The 22,246-nt window shown below is 33.7% G+C and carries 25 protein-coding genes; 5 read left to right on the top strand and 20 right to left on the bottom strand.

What is annotated here, in order from left to right; genetic code table 11:
- Positions 1-12: 12 nt before the first annotated feature.
- Positions 13-2,190, bottom strand: coding sequence for a peptidoglycan D,D-transpeptidase FtsI family protein (locus tag J2S15_RS18430; RefSeq protein WP_307411279.1), 2,178 nt, complete (start codon positions 2,188-2,190; stop codon positions 13-15).
- A 158-nt stretch (positions 2,191-2,348) separates the two neighbouring features.
- Between J2S15_RS18430 and ispG the strand changes: the two genes are divergently transcribed.
- Positions 2,349-3,401: a flavodoxin-dependent (E)-4-hydroxy-3-methylbut-2-enyl-diphosphate synthase gene (gene ispG / locus J2S15_RS18435; RefSeq protein WP_307411282.1), complete on the top strand. Its 1,053-nt coding sequence runs from the start codon at positions 2,349-2,351 to the stop codon at positions 3,399-3,401.
- Position 3,402: 1 nt separating this feature from the next.
- The gene (locus J2S15_RS18440; protein WP_307411285.1) at positions 3,403-4,065 is read left to right on the top strand and encodes a hypothetical protein; all 663 of its coding nucleotides are present in this window, start codon (positions 3,403-3,405) and stop codon (positions 4,063-4,065) included.
- A gap of 17 nt (positions 4,066-4,082) precedes the next feature.
- On the opposite strand, the gene J2S15_RS18445 is transcribed toward J2S15_RS18440, so the two are convergent.
- Together J2S15_RS18445 and J2S15_RS18450 are read right to left on the bottom strand one after the other, a co-directional pair.
- A complete protein-coding gene (locus J2S15_RS18445; protein WP_307411287.1) occupies positions 4,083-4,943 on the bottom strand; it encodes a deoxyribonuclease IV in 861 nt (286 codons plus the stop codon).
- On the bottom strand, positions 4,940-6,295 hold the full coding sequence (locus J2S15_RS18450) for a DEAD/DEAH box helicase (RefSeq protein ID WP_307411291.1): 1,356 nt from the start codon (positions 6,293-6,295) through the stop codon (positions 4,940-4,942). Before J2S15_RS18450 ends, J2S15_RS18445 begins: the two co-directional genes overlap by 4 nt.
- Positions 6,296-6,456: 161 nt before the next feature.
- Between J2S15_RS18450 and ispH the strand changes: the two genes are divergently transcribed.
- A complete protein-coding gene (gene ispH, locus J2S15_RS18455; protein ID WP_307411295.1) occupies positions 6,457-7,353 on the top strand; it encodes a 4-hydroxy-3-methylbut-2-enyl diphosphate reductase in 897 nt (298 codons plus the stop codon).
- A gap of 64 nt (positions 7,354-7,417) precedes the next feature.
- On the opposite strand, the gene rpsU is transcribed toward ispH, so the two are convergent.
- The 14 genes from rpsU to J2S15_RS18525 all read right to left on the bottom strand — a co-directional run bounded on the left by rpsU (position 7,418) and on the right by J2S15_RS18525 (position 18,421).
- Positions 7,418-7,597, bottom strand: coding sequence for a 30S ribosomal protein S21 (rpsU, locus tag J2S15_RS18460; protein WP_008688385.1), 180 nt, complete (start codon positions 7,595-7,597; stop codon positions 7,418-7,420).
- Between the two features lie 95 nt (positions 7,598-7,692).
- Entirely contained in the window at positions 7,693-9,153 is a 1,461-nt protein-coding gene (locus tag J2S15_RS18465; protein ID WP_307411309.1) for a UDP-N-acetylmuramoyl-L-alanyl-D-glutamate--2,6-diaminopimelate ligase, read from the bottom strand.
- Positions 9,150-10,442: a tRNA (N(6)-L-threonylcarbamoyladenosine(37)-C(2))-methylthiotransferase MtaB gene (mtaB, locus tag J2S15_RS18470; RefSeq protein WP_307411312.1), complete on the bottom strand. Its 1,293-nt coding sequence runs from the start codon at positions 10,440-10,442 to the stop codon at positions 9,150-9,152. Before mtaB ends, J2S15_RS18465 begins: the two co-directional genes overlap by 4 nt.
- Positions 10,442-11,194, bottom strand: coding sequence for a hypothetical protein (locus tag J2S15_RS18475; RefSeq protein WP_307411314.1), 753 nt, complete (start codon positions 11,192-11,194; stop codon positions 10,442-10,444). The genes mtaB and J2S15_RS18475 overlap by 1 nt, the downstream gene beginning before the upstream one ends.
- A 9-nt stretch (positions 11,195-11,203) precedes the next feature.
- Positions 11,204-11,923 (bottom strand): RsmE family RNA methyltransferase, encoded by a 720-nt coding sequence (locus J2S15_RS18480; protein WP_307411317.1) that lies wholly within the window; start codon positions 11,921-11,923, stop codon positions 11,204-11,206.
- Positions 11,924-11,938: 15 nt separating this feature from the next.
- Positions 11,939-12,664 carry a class I SAM-dependent methyltransferase gene (locus J2S15_RS18485; RefSeq protein ID WP_307411320.1) on the bottom strand — a complete coding sequence of 242 codons (726 nt, stop codon included), beginning with the start codon at positions 12,662-12,664 and terminating at the stop codon, positions 11,939-11,941.
- Positions 12,665-12,811: 147 nt separating this feature from the next.
- On the bottom strand, positions 12,812-13,261 hold the full coding sequence (locus tag J2S15_RS18490; RefSeq protein WP_307411323.1) for a MarR family winged helix-turn-helix transcriptional regulator: 450 nt from the start codon (positions 13,259-13,261) through the stop codon (positions 12,812-12,814).
- A 48-nt stretch (positions 13,262-13,309) separates the two neighbouring features.
- A complete protein-coding gene (locus tag J2S15_RS18495) occupies positions 13,310-14,041 on the bottom strand; it encodes a pseudouridine synthase (RefSeq protein ID WP_307411326.1) in 732 nt (243 codons plus the stop codon).
- Between the two features lie 7 nt (positions 14,042-14,048).
- Positions 14,049-14,585, bottom strand: a complete 537-nt coding sequence (gene scpB, locus J2S15_RS18500) for an SMC-Scp complex subunit ScpB (protein ID WP_307411329.1) — start codon at positions 14,583-14,585, stop codon at positions 14,049-14,051.
- On the bottom strand, positions 14,585-15,313 hold the full coding sequence (locus J2S15_RS18505) for a segregation and condensation protein A (protein ID WP_307411332.1): 729 nt from the start codon (positions 15,311-15,313) through the stop codon (positions 14,585-14,587). The genes scpB and J2S15_RS18505 overlap by 1 nt, the downstream gene beginning before the upstream one ends.
- Before the next feature lie 83 nt (positions 15,314-15,396).
- Positions 15,397-16,404: a Holliday junction branch migration DNA helicase RuvB gene (gene ruvB / locus J2S15_RS18510; RefSeq protein ID WP_307411335.1), complete on the bottom strand. Its 1,008-nt coding sequence runs from the start codon at positions 16,402-16,404 to the stop codon at positions 15,397-15,399.
- Positions 16,405-16,407: 3 nt separating this feature from the next.
- Positions 16,408-16,983 (bottom strand): Holliday junction branch migration protein RuvA, encoded by a 576-nt coding sequence (gene ruvA, locus J2S15_RS18515; protein ID WP_307411338.1) that lies wholly within the window; start codon positions 16,981-16,983, stop codon positions 16,408-16,410.
- Positions 16,984-16,995: 12 nt separating this feature from the next.
- On the bottom strand, positions 16,996-17,661 hold the full coding sequence (locus tag J2S15_RS18520; RefSeq protein ID WP_307411340.1) for an HAD family hydrolase: 666 nt from the start codon (positions 17,659-17,661) through the stop codon (positions 16,996-16,998).
- Between the two features lies 1 nt (position 17,662).
- Positions 17,663-18,421 carry an exodeoxyribonuclease III gene (locus tag J2S15_RS18525; RefSeq protein ID WP_307411343.1) on the bottom strand — a complete coding sequence of 253 codons (759 nt, stop codon included), beginning with the start codon at positions 18,419-18,421 and terminating at the stop codon, positions 17,663-17,665.
- 158 nt (positions 18,422-18,579) lie between these two features.
- Between J2S15_RS18525 and J2S15_RS18530 the strand changes: the two genes are divergently transcribed.
- Together J2S15_RS18530 and J2S15_RS18535 are read left to right on the top strand one after the other, a co-directional pair.
- Positions 18,580-20,262, top strand: a complete 1,683-nt coding sequence (locus J2S15_RS18530) for a Na/Pi cotransporter family protein (protein ID WP_307411347.1) — start codon at positions 18,580-18,582, stop codon at positions 20,260-20,262.
- 42 nt (positions 20,263-20,304) lie between these two features.
- Entirely contained in the window at positions 20,305-20,841 is a 537-nt protein-coding gene (locus J2S15_RS18535) for a GNAT family N-acetyltransferase (RefSeq protein ID WP_307411351.1), read from the top strand.
- 45 nt (positions 20,842-20,886) lie between these two features.
- On the opposite strand, the gene J2S15_RS18540 is transcribed toward J2S15_RS18535, so the two are convergent.
- The 3 genes from J2S15_RS18540 to J2S15_RS18550 all read right to left on the bottom strand — a co-directional run bounded on the left by J2S15_RS18540 (position 20,887) and on the right by J2S15_RS18550 (position 22,216).
- Positions 20,887-21,300, bottom strand: coding sequence for a hypothetical protein (locus J2S15_RS18540; RefSeq protein WP_307411354.1), 414 nt, complete (start codon positions 21,298-21,300; stop codon positions 20,887-20,889).
- Between the two features lie 24 nt (positions 21,301-21,324).
- Positions 21,325-21,648: a hypothetical protein gene (locus J2S15_RS18545; protein WP_307411357.1), complete on the bottom strand. Its 324-nt coding sequence runs from the start codon at positions 21,646-21,648 to the stop codon at positions 21,325-21,327.
- A 118-nt stretch (positions 21,649-21,766) separates the two neighbouring features.
- The gene (locus tag J2S15_RS18550; protein ID WP_307411359.1) at positions 21,767-22,216 is read right to left on the bottom strand and encodes a hypothetical protein; all 450 of its coding nucleotides are present in this window, start codon (positions 22,214-22,216) and stop codon (positions 21,767-21,769) included.
- Between the last annotated feature and the right edge of the window lie 30 nt (positions 22,217-22,246).

Raw genomic sequence — 22,246 nt, forward strand, 5'->3', positions numbered from 1 at the left:
AATTCTAAATTGCTACTTATTCTTTTCAGTAAAGTAGTAATTTGATATATCCCCTACGATTTCCCCACAAAGGTTGTCCCCAGGATCGTTAGTAACAACGTTTGCATTTGGTGCAACACAAGCGAATACAATCTCTGGTTCTTTTCCATCCTCGTATGGTCCATATGCTACTACCGAAGATGTAGCAGTGTCTATAACTGCTTTGGTTTCTTCATCAGTAACTGTATTTTCAGAAGTACCAGTTTTTGCAGCCAACTTAGTTCCCGTATTTGTATCATCCAGTGTACTAGGACAAATTCCTCTCTCTCCAACTACACAATCTCTCATTCCATCTTGTACAACCTTTAAATTCTCTGCGACATTATCTCCAGCGAGTGTTGATAAAATTTTCGTTGGAACTTCATATAAAACCGTTTTTCTATCTGAATTAACTTCTGATACTGATTTTAGTACATGAGGTTCAATACGATTACCGCCATTTGCAACTGTTGCCACATATTGCGCTAACTGCATTGCTGTATAAGTGTCATATTGTCCGATTGAAAAAGGAATGATTTTCCCAGCCTCTTCAATTGGACCAACATAACCTGTTTGCTCGTCAGGTAAATCAATACCAGTCTTCACACCTAATCCAAACATATTGTAATATGTTCTCATTAATTCAAATGTTCCATCATCTACACGCAATTCCTGATTTGCAGTTGTATAAGCTCCACCAGCAAGACGAATAGCAATGTGTGCCATATATACATTACTTGAATAAGCAATTGCCTGTTGAGCAGTAATGTTACCATTATTACTTCTTGAAGATGCAAAAGCTTCTGAACCCTTAATCTGAATTGGTGTATCAGGAATTCTTTCTACAGCACTAACAACACCTTGGTCTAGTCCCATGTACACAGTTGCCATCTTCACAACACTACCTGCACGCTCAGAAAGAAGATATGTAAGCGTAGGATCGGTTGTTGCTTTTCCTTCATCATCTTTTTGAACTGCTACCATTGCAAGTACTTCACCAGTATTTGGATCCATTGCCACAAAATAAATACTATCAAAATAAGTACGAGCAGCTTTTCCATTTTCTCTTTCTAGAACTTCAGTAAGTTTATCATTTACTCTATTTTGCAAGTCCATATCAATAGTAAGCGTTAAGTCATAACCGTTCTTACCATCTTGCACTTGTGTCAACTGCCCAATTCCATTTTCATCATATGATATACTATATACTTTATCAGTTCCTGATAATAAATCTTCATATTGTTTTTCTACACCAGAAATACCTACTCTTTGATTAATTGAGTAGCCTAACCCCATATAATGAGATGATAAATCTGCTGGCAAACCTTGTGTAGAACTAGAAACACTTCCTAATAATGATTTTATAACATCATCATTATTTTTATAATAGTCGCGTTTCCAACCAACGATTGATTGGAACCCACCAAATTCTGTTTGTCGTTCTGTAAGAATTGCAGTTTGTTCCTCTGTTGCATCCTCAATAATTACTTTAAATTCACTTTCAGGACTTTGGTCCATCAGCATTTTAGTTAAATATACTTTTTTAGTATGATCATCAAGCTTAGTAACATCAACAATGTCATCCATACGATCAATCTTCAATGCATATGCTTCATCATCATCCATTTTTCCACTCTTCCAATCAGCTAATTCTTCATCTGTTAATAAAGAGTTGAAACTATCTTTTTCTTCGCCCATTTGTGTTTCATATAAGTAGTGCATATCTTTCAGCTGACGATCAGTAATCGCAGCCTGCTCTGCACCATTATTATTTTTTTTAGTTAAACTAATGTCAATTACATCAACAAACTTCTCTGCCAATGCCCATTCTTCTTTGTTTGAAATATTTTCAGGAGGATAATAATAAATCATCAGTGCTTTTTCACTCCATGCTAGTCGTGTGCCATTACGATCATAAATACCACCTCTTGATGCAGTAAAAGACTGATTTTGCGCTGTAAAAGCTTCTAATTTCTCTGTATATTCTTCTTGGCTAAGCAACTGTATCTGAACCAAACGAACTCCAATAACCGCAAATAAAACACAGATTACAACTGTAATAATCTGTAAACGTTTATTAATGACTTTCGCTGTATCTTCTTTCGCACTAAATATATTACTGGAACGTCTTCTTCTATCAAGATCACGTTTTCGAAGTGGGTTAAAAAACATTGCCTTCCTCCTATTATTGTTCATTTGTCATTATATCATAATTCGCAATAGTGAGTATATAAAGTTTTTGTGAACAGTATGTGAATATAGGATAAGAATGGCACATGGTTTTGAAGAATAAAATACTTAGTGCTATAATGAGAGACAGGAGATATTTTATGAAAAAAAGAGAAACAACAAGACAAATAAAAGTCAGAGATATAGCAATTGGTGGACAGAATCGTATTGTTATTCAATCGATGTGCAGTTATAAAACAAGCAATACAAAGAAAATTATCCAACAGATTCTCGATTTAGAAAAAGCTGGTTGTGAGACTGTTCGTTTATCAGTGATGGATAATGATGATGCAGTAGCGATTAAAACAATTAAAGAAAATACAAACATTCCTTTAGTTGCTGATATTCACTTCAACTATAAACTGGCAATTGCTGCAATTGAAAATGGAATTGATAAGATTCGTTTGAATCCTGGTAACATCGGTTCTAAAGAAAATGTTGAAAAAGTAGTGACACTATGTAAAGAAAAAAAGATTCCAATTCGAATTGGAATCAATAGTGGTTCTTTAGAAAAAGATATTCATGAGAAATATGGAAAACCAACTGCTGAAGGAATGATTGAAAGTGCTCAGCGTCATGTGAAAATCTTAGAAGATATGGATTTCTATGATATCTGTTTATCATTTAAGAGTAGTGATGTGCAGTTATGTATTGATGTATATACAAAAGCTAGTGAGGTCTTTGATTACCCCCTACATCTAGGTGTGACGGAAGCAGGAAGTTTTAATACTTCTTCCATAAAATCAAGTGTTGCTTTAGGAACATTAATAGAAAGAGGTATTGGAGATACAATGCGAGTATCCGTAAATGGGGACCCAGTAAGTGAAATGATTATTGCAAAGCAAATATTAAAATGTTTCAATTTAATTAAAAATGTACCAAATCTAATTGCCTGTCCTACATGTGGTAGAACGCAATTTGATATCAAACCAATTGTTGATGAAATTGAAGTATTCCTGCAAACGGTAAATAAAGACGTTACTGTTGCTATTATGGGATGTGCAGTAAATGGACCAGGAGAAGCAAAACATGCGGATATCGCAATTGCTGGAGGTCGTAATGAAGGTTTATTGATTCGAAAAGGTGAAATCATTGAACGTATTCCTCAAGATCAAATGATTGAGCGCTTAAAGAAAGAAATTATGGACTTCTAATATGGAATTTAAAGTAAATCAGGACTATAATCCATCGTTTCGAAATTTGAAATCAGCATTAAAAGATAAAGATATTGAACTAATTAAAAAACATGCTCATGAAGTTCATGAAATGGCACACCATTTCCCCGATAAACCAAATCATAAGAACATGATGTCTCCATTAATGGAAAAATACAACCCAAGTATTTGGAATCAACAATATACGAAGAAATATGAACCAAAAAGAAGTATTGCATTTATGATTTATCACACTACAAGGATTGAGGATATTAATATGAATACATTAATCGCAAAGCGTGAACAAGTATTCTTTGAAAATAATATTCAAGAAAAACTTAATATTCCATATAGTGATACTGGTAATGCCTGGAATGATGAAGATATGGAAAAATTCAATTCTTCTATTAATATTAATGAATTATTAAAGTATCGTCTTCTAGTTGCAAACAGAAGTAAACAAATCATTGATACACTAACATTAGATGAAATAAAAAGAAAACCTGATGATGAAGATATCAACAGGTTGAAAGGTACTAGTGTTAGTGAAGATGAAGGCGCTATATGGCTTCTTGATTACTGGAAGAATAAAACTATAGGACAACTGCTATTAATGCCTCTAACAAGGCATCAGGCATTTCACTTAAATGAATGTATACAATAAAAGAGCTTGCGCTCTTTTTATTTTACGATATCAACAAATTTCTTGCTTCTAAGCATTTCAATTTCTTCTTTGTAAGGAGGTTTCCCTTCAATGTATGGTGTTTCTAATATTTTAACAATATGTTCCACTCGCTTGTTGTTAGCAATTGAACATAAAGTTTCAAACCCTATTTCTCCATGCCCTAAGTTAGCATGGCGATCTTTTTTAGCTCCACGAATATTCTTTGAATCATTTAGATGAATACAAACCAGACGGTCCAATCCTACGACTTGATCAAACTCATCCAATAAAGCATCAAAGTTACTTACATCATAACCTGCATCATTCATATGACAAGTATCCATACACACTCTTAAATAATCACTTTTTTCAGTATTATCAATAATATATTTTAACTGTTCAAATGTATAGCCAAGTTCACTTCCCTTACCTGCCATTGTTTCAAGAGCAATATTAACATCACCCATATCTTTCATTGCCAGATTCAAACCTTTTACGATTTGTTGCAAACCAACATCTTCACCTTCTTTAACATGACTTCCTGGATGTAATACCAAGTATTTCGCTCCAATTGCATTTACTCTAGAGATTTCTTTTGCAAGAAACTCCACTGCAATCTCAAAGGTTTCAGGTTTTACTGTATTTGCTAAATTAATAATGTAAGGAGCATGTACAATCATACGATCCATAGGAATGTTATTCTCTGCCATCAATGCTTGTGCTTCTTCTATTTTTAATTTTGCTATTTCCTGACGTCTTGTATTTTGTGGTGCACCACTATAAATCATCATTGCTGTAGACTTATAAGACAATGCTTCCTGTACACTTCCATAAACAAAGTTTGGAGCACTCATTGAAACATGAGAACCTATAATCATTCTTCACCTCGTTTAGCACGTTGACGTGCTTTGGCTTTTTCTTTTGCCTGCTTCTTAATTTCGGTTTGAACCATACTTCGCTTAGCTTTTTTCTTTAATTTTTCTACCTGAATTTTACGCTTTTTCTTGTATCCAGGCTTTACTTTTAATTTCTTGTTATTTACAATCTTACTAACTTCTTTTTCTAAAAGATCATCATTACGTTTACGTTTATAGAAAATAGGTTTCATATCAACCAATTGGCGACCAACTATTTTCATATGTTCAAAGTGAATCCCTTTTATCTGCAGTTGCTTGATACTTGGTTCATCACTATCTTTATATAGTGCAAAACAGATTCCTTCTTTACCAGCTCTACCAGTACGTCCAGAACGGTGTACATAAAAATCTAATTCTTTAGGAAATCCTAATGAAATAACATGACTAACACCATCAATATCAATACCACGCGCTGCAATATCACTAGCAACAATGTATTTTTCTTTTAGATTCACTAAATCTTTCATCGCGCTGCGACGTTCTCTACTACTTAAATCACCATGTAGCTCAATCACTCCATATCCAGCTTCACGTAAACGATTTGCTGCTGATGCACATTCCGTTCTTGTGTTCGCAAAAATCAAGCACAGATATGGATTAAACGTTGGTAGCAAGTCCAACAGTTTATCTTCATATGAGTAATGTCTACATGGAATCAGAATATGTTCAATTCTTGGTTTGAATTTTTTATCATCCAAAATTTCAACTGTTTCTGGGCGAACCATATATTTCTTTAAGAATAATTTTAACTGTTCTGGTATGGTTGCTGAAAATGACATCATTTGCACTTTCTTCATTCTTGAACAAATCTGATCAATATCTTCAAGAAACCCATATTCTAATGTCATATCTGCTTCATCAATAACTAAAACATCTGCATTCTGCAACATCAAACTTTGATCATCCAAGAATAAATCACGCATTCTTCCTGGCGTACCAATAACAATATGTGGTTGTTTCCTCAACTGTGAACTCATCTTTGTCTTATCCGTTCCACCAGTAATCAGTTTGATGCGAATGGTACGATCAACTTTCTGCATATCTAATGCTTTGTTGTAAATCTGTAATGCCAGTTCTCTGGTAGGTGCAGTAATAATTGCCTGCACCTGATCTTTTTCAGTATCAATCTCGTTAAAAATAGGAATTAGAAAAGCATGTGTCTTTCCAGTTCCCGTTTGAGACTTACCAATAATATCTTTACCTTTTAGTGCCAACGGGATAACTTTTTCCTGAATCTTTGTTGGTTCACTAAAATGGTTTAATTCTATAAACTTGCACGTTCTATCATGTAAATTATAATTGTTAAAATCCATAAACTTAACCTCTTTCTTCATGTATTATAACTTAGTTTGAGCCCATTTACAAAAATAATCGTCGATTCCTTTTTAATAACATAACATCTTTATTTCCTATTGTTGCTTTCTTTTTGCATTTCTTAGCATTCCTTACTATAATAAAACAAAGAGGTAAGCAAATGAATGTCATAAAAGTAAACCCTAGAGGATATTGTAAAGGTGTTGTCAGAGCGGTTCAGATTGCTAAACAGACTGCAAAAGAATATCCTGATAAAAACATATATATACTTGGTATGCTTGTCCATAACAGTTATGTTATTAAAGCATTGAATCAATATGGAATCATCACTTTAGATGATAAAAACAAATCACGTGAAGAATTACTCGATCAGATAGATGATGGTGTTGTAATCTTTACAGCACATGGGATTAGTGAAAGAATCAAAAAAATAGCTAAAGAAAAAGGATTAATTACTGTTGATGCTACCTGTCCTGATGTATTAAAAACTCAAATACTAGTTCATCAATATATAGCAGATGGTTATCATATTCTGTATATTGGTAAACGTAACCATCCAGAGGCAAGTGCAATTTGTGATGGAAATGAACAAATAACCCTAATTGAAAAAGTTGATGATATTAATTCACTTCCCCATTATGATAAAGTATTTGTAACCAATCAGACAACAATGTCGATTTATGATATTGATATTTTATTTAAAGAAATCAAACGTATCTACCCTGACGCTGTCTTCTCAGAAGAAATTTGTAACGCTACTAGAGTTCGTCAAGAAGCAATTGCTAACTTAAAAAATGTTGATACCTTAGTTATAGTTGGTGATAAAGCAAGTAATAACTCTAATCGTTTAGCTCAAATTGGAAAAGAAAATGGAATAAATGATGTACATTTAATCGATGATGTAAATGATTTAATTAATATAAAACTACAGGATGGTGCTACTATAGCAGTTAGTTCAGGAGCTTCTACTCCTACCTATCTGACAAATCAAGTAATACAAGCACTGGAAAACAATAACTTCACAATTCAACAAATTGAAGTTGAAGAGATACTATAGCAAAAGCCACTTAAATGTGGCTTTTTTACATTAAAAAAGGAAACCGAAGTTTCCTCTATAATATTTATTTTCCTCTGCGTGCTTTACGTGCAGCTTCAGATTTCAATTTGCGGCGAACTCCTGGTTTTACATAAAATTCGCGTTTACGTGCTTCAGCAAGGGTTCCATTTCTTGATACCTGACGTTTGAAACGGCGTAAAGCATCATCAAGAACTTCATTTTCTTTTACAACTACTTTTGGCATGGGCTTCTACCCTCCCTTCTGAATTACTATGGTTATTATATAAAAATTTATTTCAAAATGCAAATATAATTGCATAAAATAAGCCTTTTTCTTAATTAATCGTCGATTCCGATACCTAAATAGTATTTACGTATTGTATCAGCAGCAGCATTGTGGTCACCAATCCATGGTGCACGTCCACCTTCCCGATACATAAACGGTTCATCACCTTTCCCTAAAATAAGGACAGTATCATCTGCATTTGCCTGCTCAACGGCCTGACGAATCGCCGCATAACGATCTTCAATAAAGACACAACGTACATTATTCGTAATCCCAGTTTTTATTTCATCTGCAATTTCTTTTGCACTTTCATCACGTGGATCATCTTCAGTCAGAATAATCATATCACTGTATTTACTGGCAATTTCACCAAATGTTTTTCGTTTCGCGCTATCTCTTCTACCTGCACTGCCAAACACACTAATTACACTTGAATCCTCTGGTGTAATTGACTGCGCAAACTCGTAGATTTTTTCTAATCCATCTGGTGTATGAGCAAAATCAACAATCACATTGAATGGTTGGCCTTCATCAATAATCTCAAGACGACCTTCTACCTGACTTACATTATTCACATATTTTAGGACTTCTTCCATTGGAATACCTGATTCCACGATGCTAGCAATTGCAGCCAACAGATTGTAGATGTTATACTCTGCAATTAGATTTGTTTCTACTGGATATACTTTATCTGCATATACTAAACTGAATTTTGTACCATTCATTGATAATTTTAGATTCTTTGCCTGATAATCACATTCCTGATTGATTCCATAGGTTACCACTCGACCAGAAACAGCAGTTCTTAATTCTTGTGACTTTTCATCATCAATATTAAGAATAGCAATTCCTTCACTTTTTAAGTTCTGAAACAGTTTCTTTTTTGCATTAAAATAGTTTTCGATTGTTCCATGAAAATCTAAATGATCGTATGTAAAGTTAGTAAATACCGCGATATCAAAATCAATTGCATCTACTCTTCCCTGTTCAAGACCATGAGAACTAACTTCAAGCGCTACTGCTTTTACATCATCTTTCACCATATCTCTCAGTATCTCATTAAGATAAATTGGATCTGGTGTTGTAAGGTCAGGTGCTCTTCTAACATCTTTGTATTCAATTGAAATTGTTCCAATATATCCACATGGAGCAAAATGATCATAAATATCTTTTATAATATTGGTAACTGTACTTTTACCATTAGTACCCGTAACACCAAATACAAGCATGTTTTCACTTGGATAATTGTAGAATTTCGCAATCACCTGATTCATAGTAGCGGTCATATCCTCTACTTTAATGTATGCAATATCATCTACAAATTTCTTTAGTTTCTCTGTATGAACAATACAAGTCGCTCCATTCTCAATCGCCTGATTGATATATTTATGCCCATTGGTAATAATTCCATCAAGACAAAAAAACATTCCATGTTTTTTAACCTTTCTAGAATCTGTATACAGACCCTTTATTTCAATGTTTGGTGCCCCTTCGAATATACTTGATAATCTCATGAAATTCCTCCTAAACTCCCTACTAAACTACCCTCTTCTACCTTATCTATTATTACACTATATACTTGATTTGTGATATCTTTATCACTTTTTACTTTGGTCAATACATATTCACTTGTATGGCCATAGTAATATCCATCTTTTTCGTATTCAAATAATACCTCAACCGTTTGCCCAATAAACGTGTGAATATAGTTATTATAATGTTTTTTAGATAAAAAGGAAACTGCTGAACAACGTTCCTTTTTAATTTGATTTGATAAATGCCCTGATAATTTCTCTGCTCTAGTTCCATCACGTTTAGAAAATGGGAACACATGAAGAAACGAAAATTGTACTTTTTCTACTGTATCCATTGTTTCTTTAAACTGCTCCTCACTTTCCTGAGGGAACCCCATAATGATATCACTACTAATGGAAATGTTCGGTATTTTTGAACGAATTTCTTTTACTTTCTCTTCAAACAATGCAATTGAATATGGACGATTCATTGCCTTCAATATCTCATCACTCCCTGACTGAATGGGAATATGTAAGTGTCTTGCAATTTTCTTATTATCAGCAATAAATTCAATTAATTCATCGCTTAATTCAGTAACCTCAATTGATGAAATACGAATTCGCTGTAATTGTTCAATTCTGACTAATTCTTTTAACAGATCAATTAGTTCAATACCTAAATCATGACCATAACGACCCGTATGGATACCCGTTAATACAATTTCACGGTGTCCATGTTCAACTAGTTTCTTAGCATTCTCTACCACTTCTATTAATGGCATAGAACGCTCTCTACCTCGTGCAAATGGAATAATACAGTAACTGCAGTATTGATTACATCCATCTTGTATTTTTAGAAATGCACGGGTTTTGTGTTGAAACTGATCAACAGTTAGGGTTTCAAAATGTGTAAAGTGCTGAATATCTTCTACTAAAGAATTCACTTCTTTTCCATCCAGTACCTCTTTAATTATTTCAGGTAGTTTTGCCTTTTGAGAACTACCAATTAAAATATCTGCACCTAGCTCTTCTGGTTTATGACTTGTCTGCACAAAACAACCTACCACACAGATAACTGCATTTGGGTTATTTCGTTTCGCCTGATTGATTTTCTGTCTTGATTTAGAAGCAGCTGTATTAGTTACTGCACATGTATTAATAATATATACATCTGCACATCCCTTAAAATCAACCTCATGAAAATCCAAAGCAGTTAAGCCTTGGACATAGCTTTCCGATTCATATGTGTTAACTTTACATCCTAAAGTTGCAATAGCAAAAGTATTCATTATTTTCCTTTCTTAAGAAGTTTACGTACTTTCTTTACGTCTTTTTCGCGAATTAACGCTAAACCAATCAGTAATTCAATAAACTCCTCAGTAGGTCCGTTATAAAAAGCAAAACTTAAGTTTTTCAACACCGAAACATCTACTTTATTTATTAATGTCAAATGATTGACTAATTTTAAATCAACTACAAAATATAGACAATTCATTGCTCGATCATATAGTGTCATTGTATTTTCATGTTCATAGATTAATGATACACTACAAAATGAATCATTATAAAACACATTTCCATATTCATGAAAATCAATCATAATCTGTTTGAAATTATCTTTATAATAATTATATTTTTTTATATCAAATAATACCATTTCATTATCATAAATCTGATTCATTCTACGATCAAGAAATGGAATATAAATTGTTTGTTCTTCACTTACAATACTAGGGACTTCTGGTTTAACTTTTTCTATTTCATAATTCATAAGTCGACGTTTTTCATTATAATCAAGAGTTTCATAAAAATCATGCATCAGAATTCCACCTTCAAAGTGCGCATCTTCTAATCTGCGTTTATTTAAGATACCCTGATAAATGATTTCATTATTAAAGAAGTCAAGTTCATTATCTTCACTGTAATCTATTCGATAAATTTTAAACATCTTTTCCATGTCTTCGCGTTTATTTTTGACTCTTGTTGATTTTGAAAAATTGCTATCATAACGCTTATGTAATAACTTATAAATCTTTTCCATAATATTCCCCTATTCGTAATAAAACATTAATGATTGTAACATTGCCCACGCTGCACTTTCTGCTCGAAAAATGCGGTGTCCTAACGATACACAATAATACCCTTTATCAATCGCAAATGCAACCTCTTCTTGAGAAAAACCACCCTCACTTCCAATTAATATGGTAACACTTTTCACCTCTGGATAGTTACTTAGCAGCCTCTTTAGAGATTCACCTTTTGTATCAGCATCTTCATATGCGATTACATTTAATTCACTTTTATAATTTTCAATATTTTGAAATTTAGTTGGTGTAACTACTTCAACTAAATGATCTCGTCTGGATTGTTCACATGCTTCTAACGCTATTTTATTATATCGTTCTAGTTTCTTATCAATCTTATCATTTAGTTTCACCACTGTTCGTGAACTAACGACTGGAACAATACTATCAACACCAAATTCACAAGCTTTTTGAATTAGCATATCCCAGCGTTCACCCTTAATCATTCCTTGTAGTAAAGTAACCTTGATGGGTTCTTCATTCTTTTGAAGTCTTTCTACCACTTCTCCAGTTACTTCCTCATCAACCGTAAGTTTTACCAGATAAGGAGTGCTTGTTGAATCAATTACTTTTACTACATCGCTATTACGCATTCGCAACACTCTCTTGATATGATGCTGTTGCTCTTTAGAAAATAGAACAGGTTTCATTTCTTCTATCTGTTGATCAATAAAATATTGTTGCATAACATCACCCTTATATTATTTCTTTCTTGCATGAATAATTAGCATCATTGGTCGTCGCAATTCATCCTTCATTCCCTCAATGGTTTCTACTGCTTCATCTGCAGGCTTCGGTTCTTCAAGATGAAGAATTTCAAATCCTTGTTTTAATAACTCCATTACATAAGTAGTTATGGTACGATGATACTTCTTTACTTTCTCACCTAAGAATACCGTCTCAATTTGTCGTTCAATAAAATAAGAATCAACTGGCCAATATTCCATAGCATCACTGCTCCACTGTTCACTACCTTCAGCAGTAAACACCGGATGTTCTACTGAGAACACAAAAGAACCACCACTTCTCAGTGTAGTATGTACCTTCTTACAAATATCACTCCATGAAGGCAGATAATGAAATGCCAAAGAACTCAATACAATATCATATTGTGCTTTTGGATATTCATATTCATCAATTGATTGATGAATATAGGTAATCCCCATACCAACTGACATTTCTTCTGCTTTATCTAACATATTTTTGGATAAATCAATACCAACAACATGATTTGCACCTTCCTGTTTCGCATAACGACAGTGCCAACCAAAACCACAGCCTAAGTCTAAGACATCTTTACCATGAAACGATGGTAGAATATCTTTTAACACATGCCACTCACCAGCACCTTCTAATCCTTTTTTAGAGCGGTCCATATCTTTATATTTATCATAAAATTGTTTATTGTCATATACATTACTTTTCATCTTACTCACCTCTATACATAGTACTCTCTTTCCTTTTAATAATGTTTTAATTCTTACCTTATATATATTACCATATATTTACATCACTCAAAAGTGCAGATAAAAGAAAAGTACACCCGAAGATGTACTTTTTCAAACAACTAAATTTTATTTATCACTTTCATCTTTTTTATATAATGAACTTAAGTTATTCTTTATTTTTGTCTGTAAACGAATGTACTGATCAATTTCATCATCACTAAATCCATCATACTTCTTTGTAATATATTCATCCATTACCATATCTGACTGCACAAGTAACTTCACACCTTTTTTGGTAATCTGAAGCATTGTTGCTCTTGCATCTTCCTTGTTTGGAACTACTTCAATAAATCCCTGTTTTTCCATTCGTTTCACTGAAACACCAATGGAAGCTCTGGAAATACCTAGATACTTGGCAATTTCATATTGCTTACAGTCTTTATGCATATAAATATACGCCAATATTTCAGGCTGTCCTTTATGCATTTCAATTTTATTCAGACGTTTATATTTCAATTTTTCTTCTAACCAATCAAGCTGTTGTTCCAATTGATATATTTCTTTATTTCTCAGCATAAATACCACCTCTACCTAAAGTATACAACTTTGTAAACTGTATTACAATTACTTGTTTTGACCTTCTTGAGCCAATAAACGCAGTTGTTTTACTTCGTAAGGTTTCAGTATACGATATTCACCTTGTTTCAGTTCATCTACTTTTAAAAATCCAAGTTGCTTACGATGTAAACGCGTTACATTATAACCAAAATATTCCATCATTCGTTTAATCTGACGATTTCTACCCTCATAAATTGTAAGATCCAAAGACATCTGATTTTTCTTAATATCCTTCTCTGTTACTTTATACTTTGCAGGTAGTGTTTTCTTACCATCATCCAATACAATTCCACTTTTTAATTCCATTAGTTGTGGAGGTGTTAAGATTCCATTGATGGTAAGATTATAAGTTTTGGGCAAATGATATCTTGGATGAATCAACATATTTGCAAATTCTCCATCATTCGTTAAAATCAATACTCCACTTGTATCATAATCCAAACGGCCAACACTGAATAAACGTTCTCGTGAATTCACCAAAGAAATAACAGTCTTACGATCAAACTCATCATCACTAGTACACATTGTTTTCTTTGGTTTATTCATTACATAATATACTTTGTTTTCTTTTTCAATCGTTCTACCATCAACTTCAATGATATCTCCTCTTTTTACTTTATATCCTTGTTCCTTAAGAACTTTACCATTCACCTTCACTCGACCTTCATCAATCATTGCTTCGGCTTTTCGTCTTGATGCAACTCCACTGGCTGCTATTACCTTTTGTATCCGTTCCATACTTCTCCTATCGGTTGTCAAACAACTCGTCTTGAACCGTTACACTGTAATCTTCTAACTCTGGTAACTCTTTCAGACTCTCTAATTTAAATGAATCCATGAATTCATCAGTTACTTCATACAAAAAAGGTTTCCCAGGAGCATCACTACGTCCACATTCCTTAATTAAGGAACGAGCAAGCAGCTTACGTATCATCATATCTGCACCGACACCACGAATTTCTTCAATCTCCGCTCTTGTTACTGGCTGTTTGTATGCAACAATTGCCAATGTTTCAAGGGCAGCACTAGATAATGTTGCCATTCTGTTTGATGAGAATAAACGTTCTGCATATTCATACACAACTTCTTTGGTAACAAACTTATATTTCCCACCAAAGTGCACCAATTCTATTCCATGTTTATCATCAATGTATTCATCCATTAATTTATTGATTTCTTCTTCTAATTCTTTTTCATCTATTTCCAATGTCTCTAATAATTGTTCTTTACTGATTCCTTCATCACCACTAAGGAACAACAATCCTTCTATAATATGTTTCATTATGCCACTCCTGTAATCAGCCAAATCTGATCATCCTTATCCACACTGAAGCGAACTTCCTGTGTTTTGATTAAATCTAAAATTGACAGAAACGATACAATTACCATATGTAAACTGTCACAGTCATCACAAAGCTGTTCAAAAGATATTTTTCCTTTTACCTTTTTTAAGCGTTCACGTAATTGTTTTTCTCTTTCTTCTGTACTCATCTCCTGAATCGTAATCTGTGTTTCCAAAGGCTTATTTAACTCAAATCTGCGAATCACTCGATTCATTGCTTTAATCAGATCATAAGGATTTCCCTCATATTCTTCAATCGTCACCTGACGCATCCATTCTTCGGTCTTTTTACTGATTGGACGTTCCATCATTCTTTGACGTTCTTCATAACTTTTAGAAAACTGACCACTTGCTTCTTTGAATTTCTGATATTCAATCAATCGTTTTACCAACTTATCGCGTTGATCTTCTTCATACTCTTCCACAATCTCAATTTTCTCACGTGGTAATAAACGTTTACTTTTATACTCTATCAATCCTGCAAGTTCACTTAAAAATTCACTGGCAACTTCTAAATGCATCGATTCCACTGAATTGATGTATGCCAGATATTGATCACATAAGATTGTCATATCTAAATCAAATAGATCCAATTTATTTTCTTTCACCAAATGGAGCATTAAGTCCAGTGGTCCTTCAAACTGATCAATTGAAATTTCAAAAGCCATTTCATCACCTCACGTTCTCTATTATACCAAAACCACGAAAGCATGGAAACTAAAATATTAACTAAAAAAGGCACATTGTGCCTTTAATCATCAAATAATCCTTCATTAAATGTAATTTTCAAGTGACGGTATGCCTTCGCACTTACTACACGTCCTCTTGGCGTACGATTAATGAATCCAATTTGAAGCAGATATGGTTCATATACATCTTCTAACGTAAGGGCTTCTTCCCCAATACTTGATGCAATTGCTTCCAGCCCTACAGGTCCACCATTGAAACGTTCAATGATTCCACGTAAGTACTTATGATCCACATCATCCAATCCTAAGTGGTCAACCTTCAGACGATCCAACGCCATCTTTGCGATATCCTCTGAAATTACACCATTGTTCATTACCTGAGCAAAATCACGGACTCTACGAAACAGACGATTGGCAATACGTGGTGTTCCTCTGGAACGAAGCGCAATCTCATGTACAGCTTCAGGAACAATTTCGGTTTCCATTACCTTTGATGTACGCCATACGATTTTCTCTAAATCACTTTGTTCATAGTATTCCAGTTGTGATACGATTCCAAAACGATCTCGCAGTGGTGCACTTAAGTCACCTGCTCTGGTTGTTGCTCCCACCAATGTAAACGGTGGTAAATCAAGACGAATACTACGTACTCCTGATTCCTTACCAATTACAATATCCAAGCAGTAATCTTCCATTGCTGGATACAAGATTTCTTCTACCGCTTTTGATAAACGATGGATTTCATCAATAAACAAGATATCACCAGGTTCCAGTTGTGATAATATCGCAGCTAAATCTCCACCTTTTTCTATGGTTGGTCCACTTGCGGTTTTAATGTTTGTTCCCATCTCATGTGCCAGAATATAGGATAACGTTGTTTTCCCTAATCCTGGAGGACCATAAAGCAACACATGGTCCAACGCTTCATTACGCTGTTTCGCAGCAGTAATAAAGATTTTAAAATTCTCTTTTAGATCAGTTTGTCCAATATATTCTTCCAACCGTTGAGGTCGTAAGTTAATATCTTCATCCTGTTCTAAGTTTTCACTGGATAAAATTCTTTCCTCCATCTACTACACTCCTTTTTGCTTCGCTAGTAACTGCAAAGCCATCTTAATGTATTCATCCACACTTTTTCCTTCTTCTTTGCGTAAGTGCTTCACTAATGGATTCACTTCATTTGCCTTATATCCTAAACTTTTTAGTGCTTCTATTGCATCACTTAAGTTACTATCTATTTTTCCTGTGTCTTTTGTATCCACTAATTTACCTTTTAAATCCAGTACAATCTGTGATGCAGCCTTTGGACCAATTCCAGGTAAACTCTTTAAATAAGCCGCATTATTGGTTTCGATTGCTTCCACAATCTGTTTCCATCCACCAACACTCAAAGCATTGATTGCAATCTTAGGTCCTATTCCTTTTACTGAAATTAAACGTAAAAACAAATCATGTTCATCCATGCTTGTAAATCCAAATAAGATTTGCGCATCTTCACGAATATGCTGGTAAGTATAAATAAGTGTCTGTTCATTTAACGTTAATACAGTTGGGTTTGGCATAAAAATACGATAACCGATTCCACCTGTTTCTACTATTACGTTGTCACTTGTATAACTGACAACCGTTCCTCTTATAAATGCAATCATAGTTCCTCCTTATTATATTACTTTTAATTCATGAAAATCATAAATGAAGAGATCACAGATCTTCGCTATATCCTCACTCTCATGCGAAGATAAAACATCATGGATTCCACAAGTACGAAACCCTTCTTTCTTGGCAATTTCTAATGCCATCAGTAAGTCTTCAAATATCATTGTATTTTCAACTTTCGCATCCATCTCGTCACTACATCTCAAAAAGATATCAGGATGTTCCTTGTTCTTTCCTACTTCTTTACATGTTCTTACAAACGTAAAGTAAGGTAATATTTCCAAACGCTCCAGTGCCATCAAAGCATGTGTCTTATTGCAAGCAGTTGCAATACACATTTTGATATCACGACTCGCCAGATAACTTAAGAATTCTTTTACCCCTGGTTTCAACTGCACATTATCGCGATACTCCACTTCCACCAGCTGATTCCAATCTTCCATGATTTCTTCTTCAGTTCTTGGAATCTTAAATTTTTCAATAAAATACTTTGCACTTTCATTAAAGGTAAGTCGTTTAATTTCTTCACTAAACGTTTCATCAAACTCGATTCCATATGATGCAAGATATTTGCGATCAACTTCCTGCCATATGTCCATAGAATCTAGTAGAGTTCCATCCAAATCAAAAATACATGCTTCAAGATTGTCGAAACAACTGAAGTTGTTCATGTTAGTTTGCCTCAAGTTCTAATGTTACTGGGCAGTGATCACTACCTAATACATCACTTAAGATTTCCGCTTTTTTACATTTATCTTTTAAACTATCACTCACTAAGAAATAGTCAATACGCCACCCTGCGTTTCTTGAGCGAGCGTTAAAACGATAACTCCACCAAGAGTATGCTTCTGCTTTATCAGGATAGAACATACGGTATGTATCAATAAACCCAGCCTCTAGCAGTCTTGTGAACGCAGCACGTTCTTCATCTGAGAAACCAGCATTCTTTCTGTTTTGCGTAGGGTTCTTTAAGTCAATCTCTTTGTGAGCGACATTCAGGTCTCCGCAGACAACGACTGGTTTACGTTCTTCCAATCCTTTTAAATAGTCCTTAAATACATTTTCCCACTCCATACGGTAGTCTAAACGCTTTAAGCCTTCCTGTGAATTTGGTGTATACACATTAATTAAAAAGAAATCTTCAAATTCAGTCGTAATTACTCTACCTTCATTATCATGTTCTTCAATTCCAATTCCATAACTTACAGATAATGGTTTCTTCTTGGTAAACGTAATCGTACCAGAATATCCTTTTTTTACTGCACTATTAAAGTATTGATAGTATCCATCACTAATTATCTCTATTTGACCTTCCTGCATCTTTGATTCTTGAATACAAAGTACATCAGGTGATTCCTTTTCCAAAAACTCATAAAACCCTTTGTTGATACATGCTCGTATCCCATTTACATTCCATGATATTAATCTCATAACAACCCTCTTTCTTCTCTAATCATTCAATATTTCCATTATATATGAAAAGCGCAAAGATATCCACTTTCAATATTCTCAATAAAAATAAAATTAATAGTAGGAATTTTTCAATTTAATGGTAAAATAGTACTAGTGTTATATTTAGGAGGATCAATATGCTACATATAGCGACGTCTATTCCCTCGATTCAATGGGATTATATCCTGGGTGGATTTGCATTGTTTTTATTCGGTATCGAATATATGGGTGCTGGATTAAAAAGCATTGCTGGTGATAAACTAAGAGATTATATTGATAAGTATACATCAAAACCTTGGATGGGAATTATTATTGGAGCTTTGATCACTACGTTTATTCAATCAAGTAGTGCTACAACAGCGATTGCCATTGGATTTGTTCGTGCTGGAATTATGAAGTTAGAACAAGCTGTAGGAATTATCATGGGAGCAAATATTGGTACAACGATTACTGCCTTCTTAATTGGGTTAAAGGTTGAGAAGATGTCATTAATTTTTGTATTTATAGGAGTAATTATTACCGTTTTCTCAAAACGTAAAAAACAAGGATACGCAGGTCAAATTATTCTTGGATTTGGACTTTTATTCTTTGGTTTACGTTTAATGGGAGACGAACTTAGCTTATTAGGAGAATTACCTCAGTTTGATACAATTGCTACTGAGATGGCTCAACAGCCAATTCTGGGAATGCTTGCAGGTACCTTTATTACCGCAATTGTTCAGTCCAGTAGTGCGGTTATTGGGATTGTCCAGAAATTGTACGACTCCAATTCAATACAATTGATAGCCGCCTTACCCTTGATCTTTGGATCAAACATTGGGACAACCATTACAGCAGTATTAGCTGCTCTTGGTGGTAGTGTGGCCGCAAAAAGAACCGCAGGTATTCATGTTATGTTTAATGTGTTTGGAACCATTTTATTTATGATATTCCTTACCCCAGTTTCGGAATTAATTGCGACGATATCTAGTGGACTGAATCTATCACCAATGATGGAGATTGCTGTTGCACATATTATATTTAATGTGACTGTCACCATCCTAGCATATCCATTTATTAAACAGATGGTTATGATTGTGAAAAAGATTGTACGTGGAAAAGATGAACGTCAGATTGAAGTTGATACAGCTGGATTAGATCCAATGCTTGCAGAGACATTACCTGCAGCTGCAATTAACTCAGCGAAGAACACAACAATTAAAATGGCTGAACTGGTAATTCTGCAACTGGAAGAAACTAAACTGTTCTTAAATACAAAAGCAGGAAAACACAAAGAAGGTGCTGGTCAATATGAAGACGCAGTAAATACTTTGGATTCTAAGATTACAGAATACTTAATTCATATTTCTCATGAAGGGTTATCACAAGATGATGCAGATGCATTGATTGCAAACCTTCAAGTTATTAAGAATATTGAAAGAATCGGAGATATATCAATGAACTTAGTTAACTTCTATGACATGGTATATGATGAAAGGGCTGAATTCTCAGAAAGTGCTTTAGCGGATTTAAATGAAATGAGTGATGTTGTAATCAGTATGTTGGACTTTGCAATGGCGTACTATTATGAACAAGATGAATCATTAGCAGAAGTTGTCGCAGATAAAGAGAACTATCTTGACTTAATTGAAGAAAAAGCAAGAAAACGTCATTTCAAACGTATGGCAAATGATGAATGTAAAGAACATGTTGCTGCTTCAATTTATGTTGATATCCTATCAAACTTAGAACGTATGGGTGATCATGCAGACAACATTATAAAAGTATTAAAAGACCCTGCTCCATTACATGAACCAGTAGCAGGACTAGAACAAAATTAAGTTAGAGGATATGCTTGCCATATCCTTTTTTTGGAGAATGATATGATAAAAACAAAACGATTAATATTGCGTCAGTTTAAAGAAGAAGATGCAAATGATTTCTATGAATATATGAAACTTGACTTTACAGCAAAACATGAGAACTTTGAACCTAAGACATTAGAAGAATGTAAAAAAATTATTGAGCGGCAAAAAGAGAACAAATATTTCTTTGCAGTTGAATTAACGAGTGAACATAAAGTTATTGGTAATATTGAGATTGATCCACAATCTTCTGAAACCTATGAAATTGCTTTTGACTTCAATGTAAACTACAGTAAAAAGGGATATGCTACTGAAGCAGCTTATGCAGTTATGGAATATGCCTTTGATACGCTTGATGCAAGACGCATTATTGCCGAATGTAACGATGATAATGAAAATTCATATAAATTGCTAGAACGGCTTAATTTTCGCCGAGAAGCGCATTTCATTGAAGATGTTAGTTTCAAACAGGATGAGTATGGAAATCCTATCTATGTAAGCAGTTATGCCTATGCTATCTTGAAAAGAGAATTTATTAACCAAAATAAAAAGTAGAATAAATATCTACTTTTTTTCATATCATATATATTGTTAGTTTATTCAACAAAATGCTACATCTGCGCTGCCAACTTCAATAACATTATAGTTTGTTCCATCTACTTTTAACCCTACACCATGTTGTCGATCTAAATCAGTATTGAATTGAAGTCCAAATATTGGTTTCTCATTTTGCTCAAACAATACAAATATATTCACTAAAACAAAGTCAGTTACTTTTGAATCCATATTATAAACCTTTATAAATCTTTCACGAATTGATTTTGATACATTATCTTTCCATTCACTTCTATTATTAATAAAACTAGCAATTTCTTGTTTGTATGTAGTTGATAATACTTCATCATAAGCATATAAGCCATCAGATATAATAAGACAAACGCTTTCGCCTGTCACTTCAAATGTAAAATATAATTCCATGTTGTCATCAAATATAAGTTCTTCTGAATTTATCATATAATTCCTCCAATAATTAATTTATTACACATTAGTATTTAACTCTTTTAACCTCTCTTTTAGTAATGGAATACCTCTCTCTAACCAGAATCTACCACTTATAAAACCCGTAGACATCCCGACATGCTTTGTTGCAAATTGTTTAACATGATAATGCTTATCACTTTTCGGATTTTCATTGGTCAATACTTTTATTTCCTCTATTATATCTTGTTCCAGTTTTTCAGGTGAATATGGTATTACAGTATTCAAATACTTATCTTTCAAATATCTCCACAAGAAAGGATCACCTCTAAGTCCCCATTGCTTTGGTTCTTCTTCAAATATTTGCGAAACATACCTTATCATCTGTTTATCTCCACTCTTTTCTAATTAATTATACCATTACTAATTCTATAATTAACAGAAAAAAAGATATCGCTTTGGATATCTATCCTTTCAGTTATTATAAATTTTCTTATTTAGATTATTCACATTCTGCTCCAGCAGTTTCTAAATCTTTAATAAAATCATCAAAACTGATTTCTTTTAAATCATCTGCAGTCCCTGTTGTTGATTGAAATATTGATGGCATCTCTTTAATGTTTTGAACATCAAATGTAAGAACTACTTTAATCGTATTGTCACCATATTCAATTTTTAGTGTTACCCCACTCTCTCCATCAATACCCATAGCACTCGCCATATAAGCATCTAAAGCAGATTTATCATCATCTGATAATTCTGATGCACCCTCATAATCTTGTTCCAATGTAGCAATAATGGTTTTTACTTTATTTCCATCAGGTATAATTTCAAAAGTACCTGTTTGTTCATTTGTTTCTACTGTACATACTTTTGGTTCTTTAGATTCATTTGATGAACAACCTCCAACTAAGACAGCACTAAGTACTAAACTTGATAATAAAAGTTTCATATAATCCTCCCGTCTACATAATAATATAAT

Origin of the sequence: Breznakia pachnodae, assembly GCF_030814225.1 — a bacterium.
Lineage (GTDB): Bacteria > Bacillota_I > Bacilli_A > Erysipelotrichales > Erysipelotrichaceae > Breznakia > Breznakia pachnodae.

Excerpts from the sequence above, each read along its gene's own strand:
- J2S15_RS18465 (WP_307411309.1), bottom strand. The coding sequence starts at position 9,153 with ATGAGATTATCAAGTATATTCGAAGGGGCACCAAACATTGAAATAAAG.
- rpsU (WP_008688385.1), bottom strand. The coding sequence starts at position 7,597 with ATGCCAAAAGTAGTTGTAAAAGAAAATGAAGTTCTTGATGATGCTTTA.
- J2S15_RS18495 (WP_307411326.1), bottom strand. The coding sequence starts at position 14,041 with ATGGAACGGATACAAAAGGTAATAGCAGCCAGTGGAGTTGCATCAAGA.
- J2S15_RS18475 (WP_307411314.1), bottom strand. The coding sequence starts at position 11,194 with ATGGAAAAGATTTATAAGTTATTACATAAGCGTTATGATAGCAATTTT.
- J2S15_RS18540 (WP_307411354.1), bottom strand. The coding sequence starts at position 21,300 with ATGATAAATTCAGAAGAACTTATATTTGATGACAACATGGAATTATAT.
- J2S15_RS18440 (WP_307411285.1), top strand. The coding sequence starts at position 3,403 with ATGGAATTTAAAGTAAATCAGGACTATAATCCATCGTTTCGAAATTTG.
- scpB (WP_307411329.1), bottom strand. The coding sequence starts at position 14,585 with ATGAAACATATTATAGAAGGATTGTTGTTCCTTAGTGGTGATGAAGGA.
- J2S15_RS18520 (WP_307411340.1), bottom strand. The coding sequence starts at position 17,661 with ATGAACAACTTCAGTTGTTTCGACAATCTTGAAGCATGTATTTTTGAT.
- J2S15_RS18445 (WP_307411287.1), bottom strand. The coding sequence starts at position 4,943 with ATGATTATAGGTTCTCATGTTTCAATGAGTGCTCCAAACTTTGTTTAT.
- J2S15_RS18530 (WP_307411347.1), top strand. The coding sequence starts at position 18,580 with ATGCTACATATAGCGACGTCTATTCCCTCGATTCAATGGGATTATATC.
- J2S15_RS18545 (WP_307411357.1), bottom strand. The coding sequence starts at position 21,648 with ATGATAAGGTATGTTTCGCAAATATTTGAAGAAGAACCAAAGCAATGG.
- J2S15_RS18430 (WP_307411279.1), bottom strand. The coding sequence starts at position 2,190 with ATGTTTTTTAACCCACTTCGAAAACGTGATCTTGATAGAAGAAGACGT.
- ruvA (WP_307411338.1), bottom strand. The coding sequence starts at position 16,983 with ATGATTGCATTTATAAGAGGAACGGTTGTCAGTTATACAAGTGACAAC.
- J2S15_RS18505 (WP_307411332.1), bottom strand. The coding sequence starts at position 15,313 with ATGGCTTTTGAAATTTCAATTGATCAGTTTGAAGGACCACTGGACTTA.
- J2S15_RS18490 (WP_307411323.1), bottom strand. The coding sequence starts at position 13,261 with ATGCTGAGAAATAAAGAAATATATCAATTGGAACAACAGCTTGATTGG.
- mtaB (WP_307411312.1), bottom strand. The coding sequence starts at position 10,442 with ATGAATACTTTTGCTATTGCAACTTTAGGATGTAAAGTTAACACATAT.
- ispH (WP_307411295.1), top strand. The coding sequence starts at position 6,457 with ATGAATGTCATAAAAGTAAACCCTAGAGGATATTGTAAAGGTGTTGTC.
- ispG (WP_307411282.1), top strand. The coding sequence starts at position 2,349 with ATGAAAAAAAGAGAAACAACAAGACAAATAAAAGTCAGAGATATAGCA.
- J2S15_RS18535 (WP_307411351.1), top strand. The coding sequence starts at position 20,305 with ATGATAAAAACAAAACGATTAATATTGCGTCAGTTTAAAGAAGAAGAT.
- J2S15_RS18550 (WP_307411359.1), bottom strand. The coding sequence starts at position 22,216 with ATGAAACTTTTATTATCAAGTTTAGTACTTAGTGCTGTCTTAGTTGGA.
- J2S15_RS18450 (WP_307411291.1), bottom strand. The coding sequence starts at position 6,295 with ATGGATTTTAACAATTATAATTTACATGATAGAACGTGCAAGTTTATA.
- J2S15_RS18485 (WP_307411320.1), bottom strand. The coding sequence starts at position 12,664 with ATGAAAAGTAATGTATATGACAATAAACAATTTTATGATAAATATAAA.
- ruvB (WP_307411335.1), bottom strand. The coding sequence starts at position 16,404 with ATGGAGGAAAGAATTTTATCCAGTGAAAACTTAGAACAGGATGAAGAT.
- J2S15_RS18525 (WP_307411343.1), bottom strand. The coding sequence starts at position 18,421 with ATGAGATTAATATCATGGAATGTAAATGGGATACGAGCATGTATCAAC.
- J2S15_RS18480 (WP_307411317.1), bottom strand. The coding sequence starts at position 11,923 with ATGCAACAATATTTTATTGATCAACAGATAGAAGAAATGAAACCTGTT.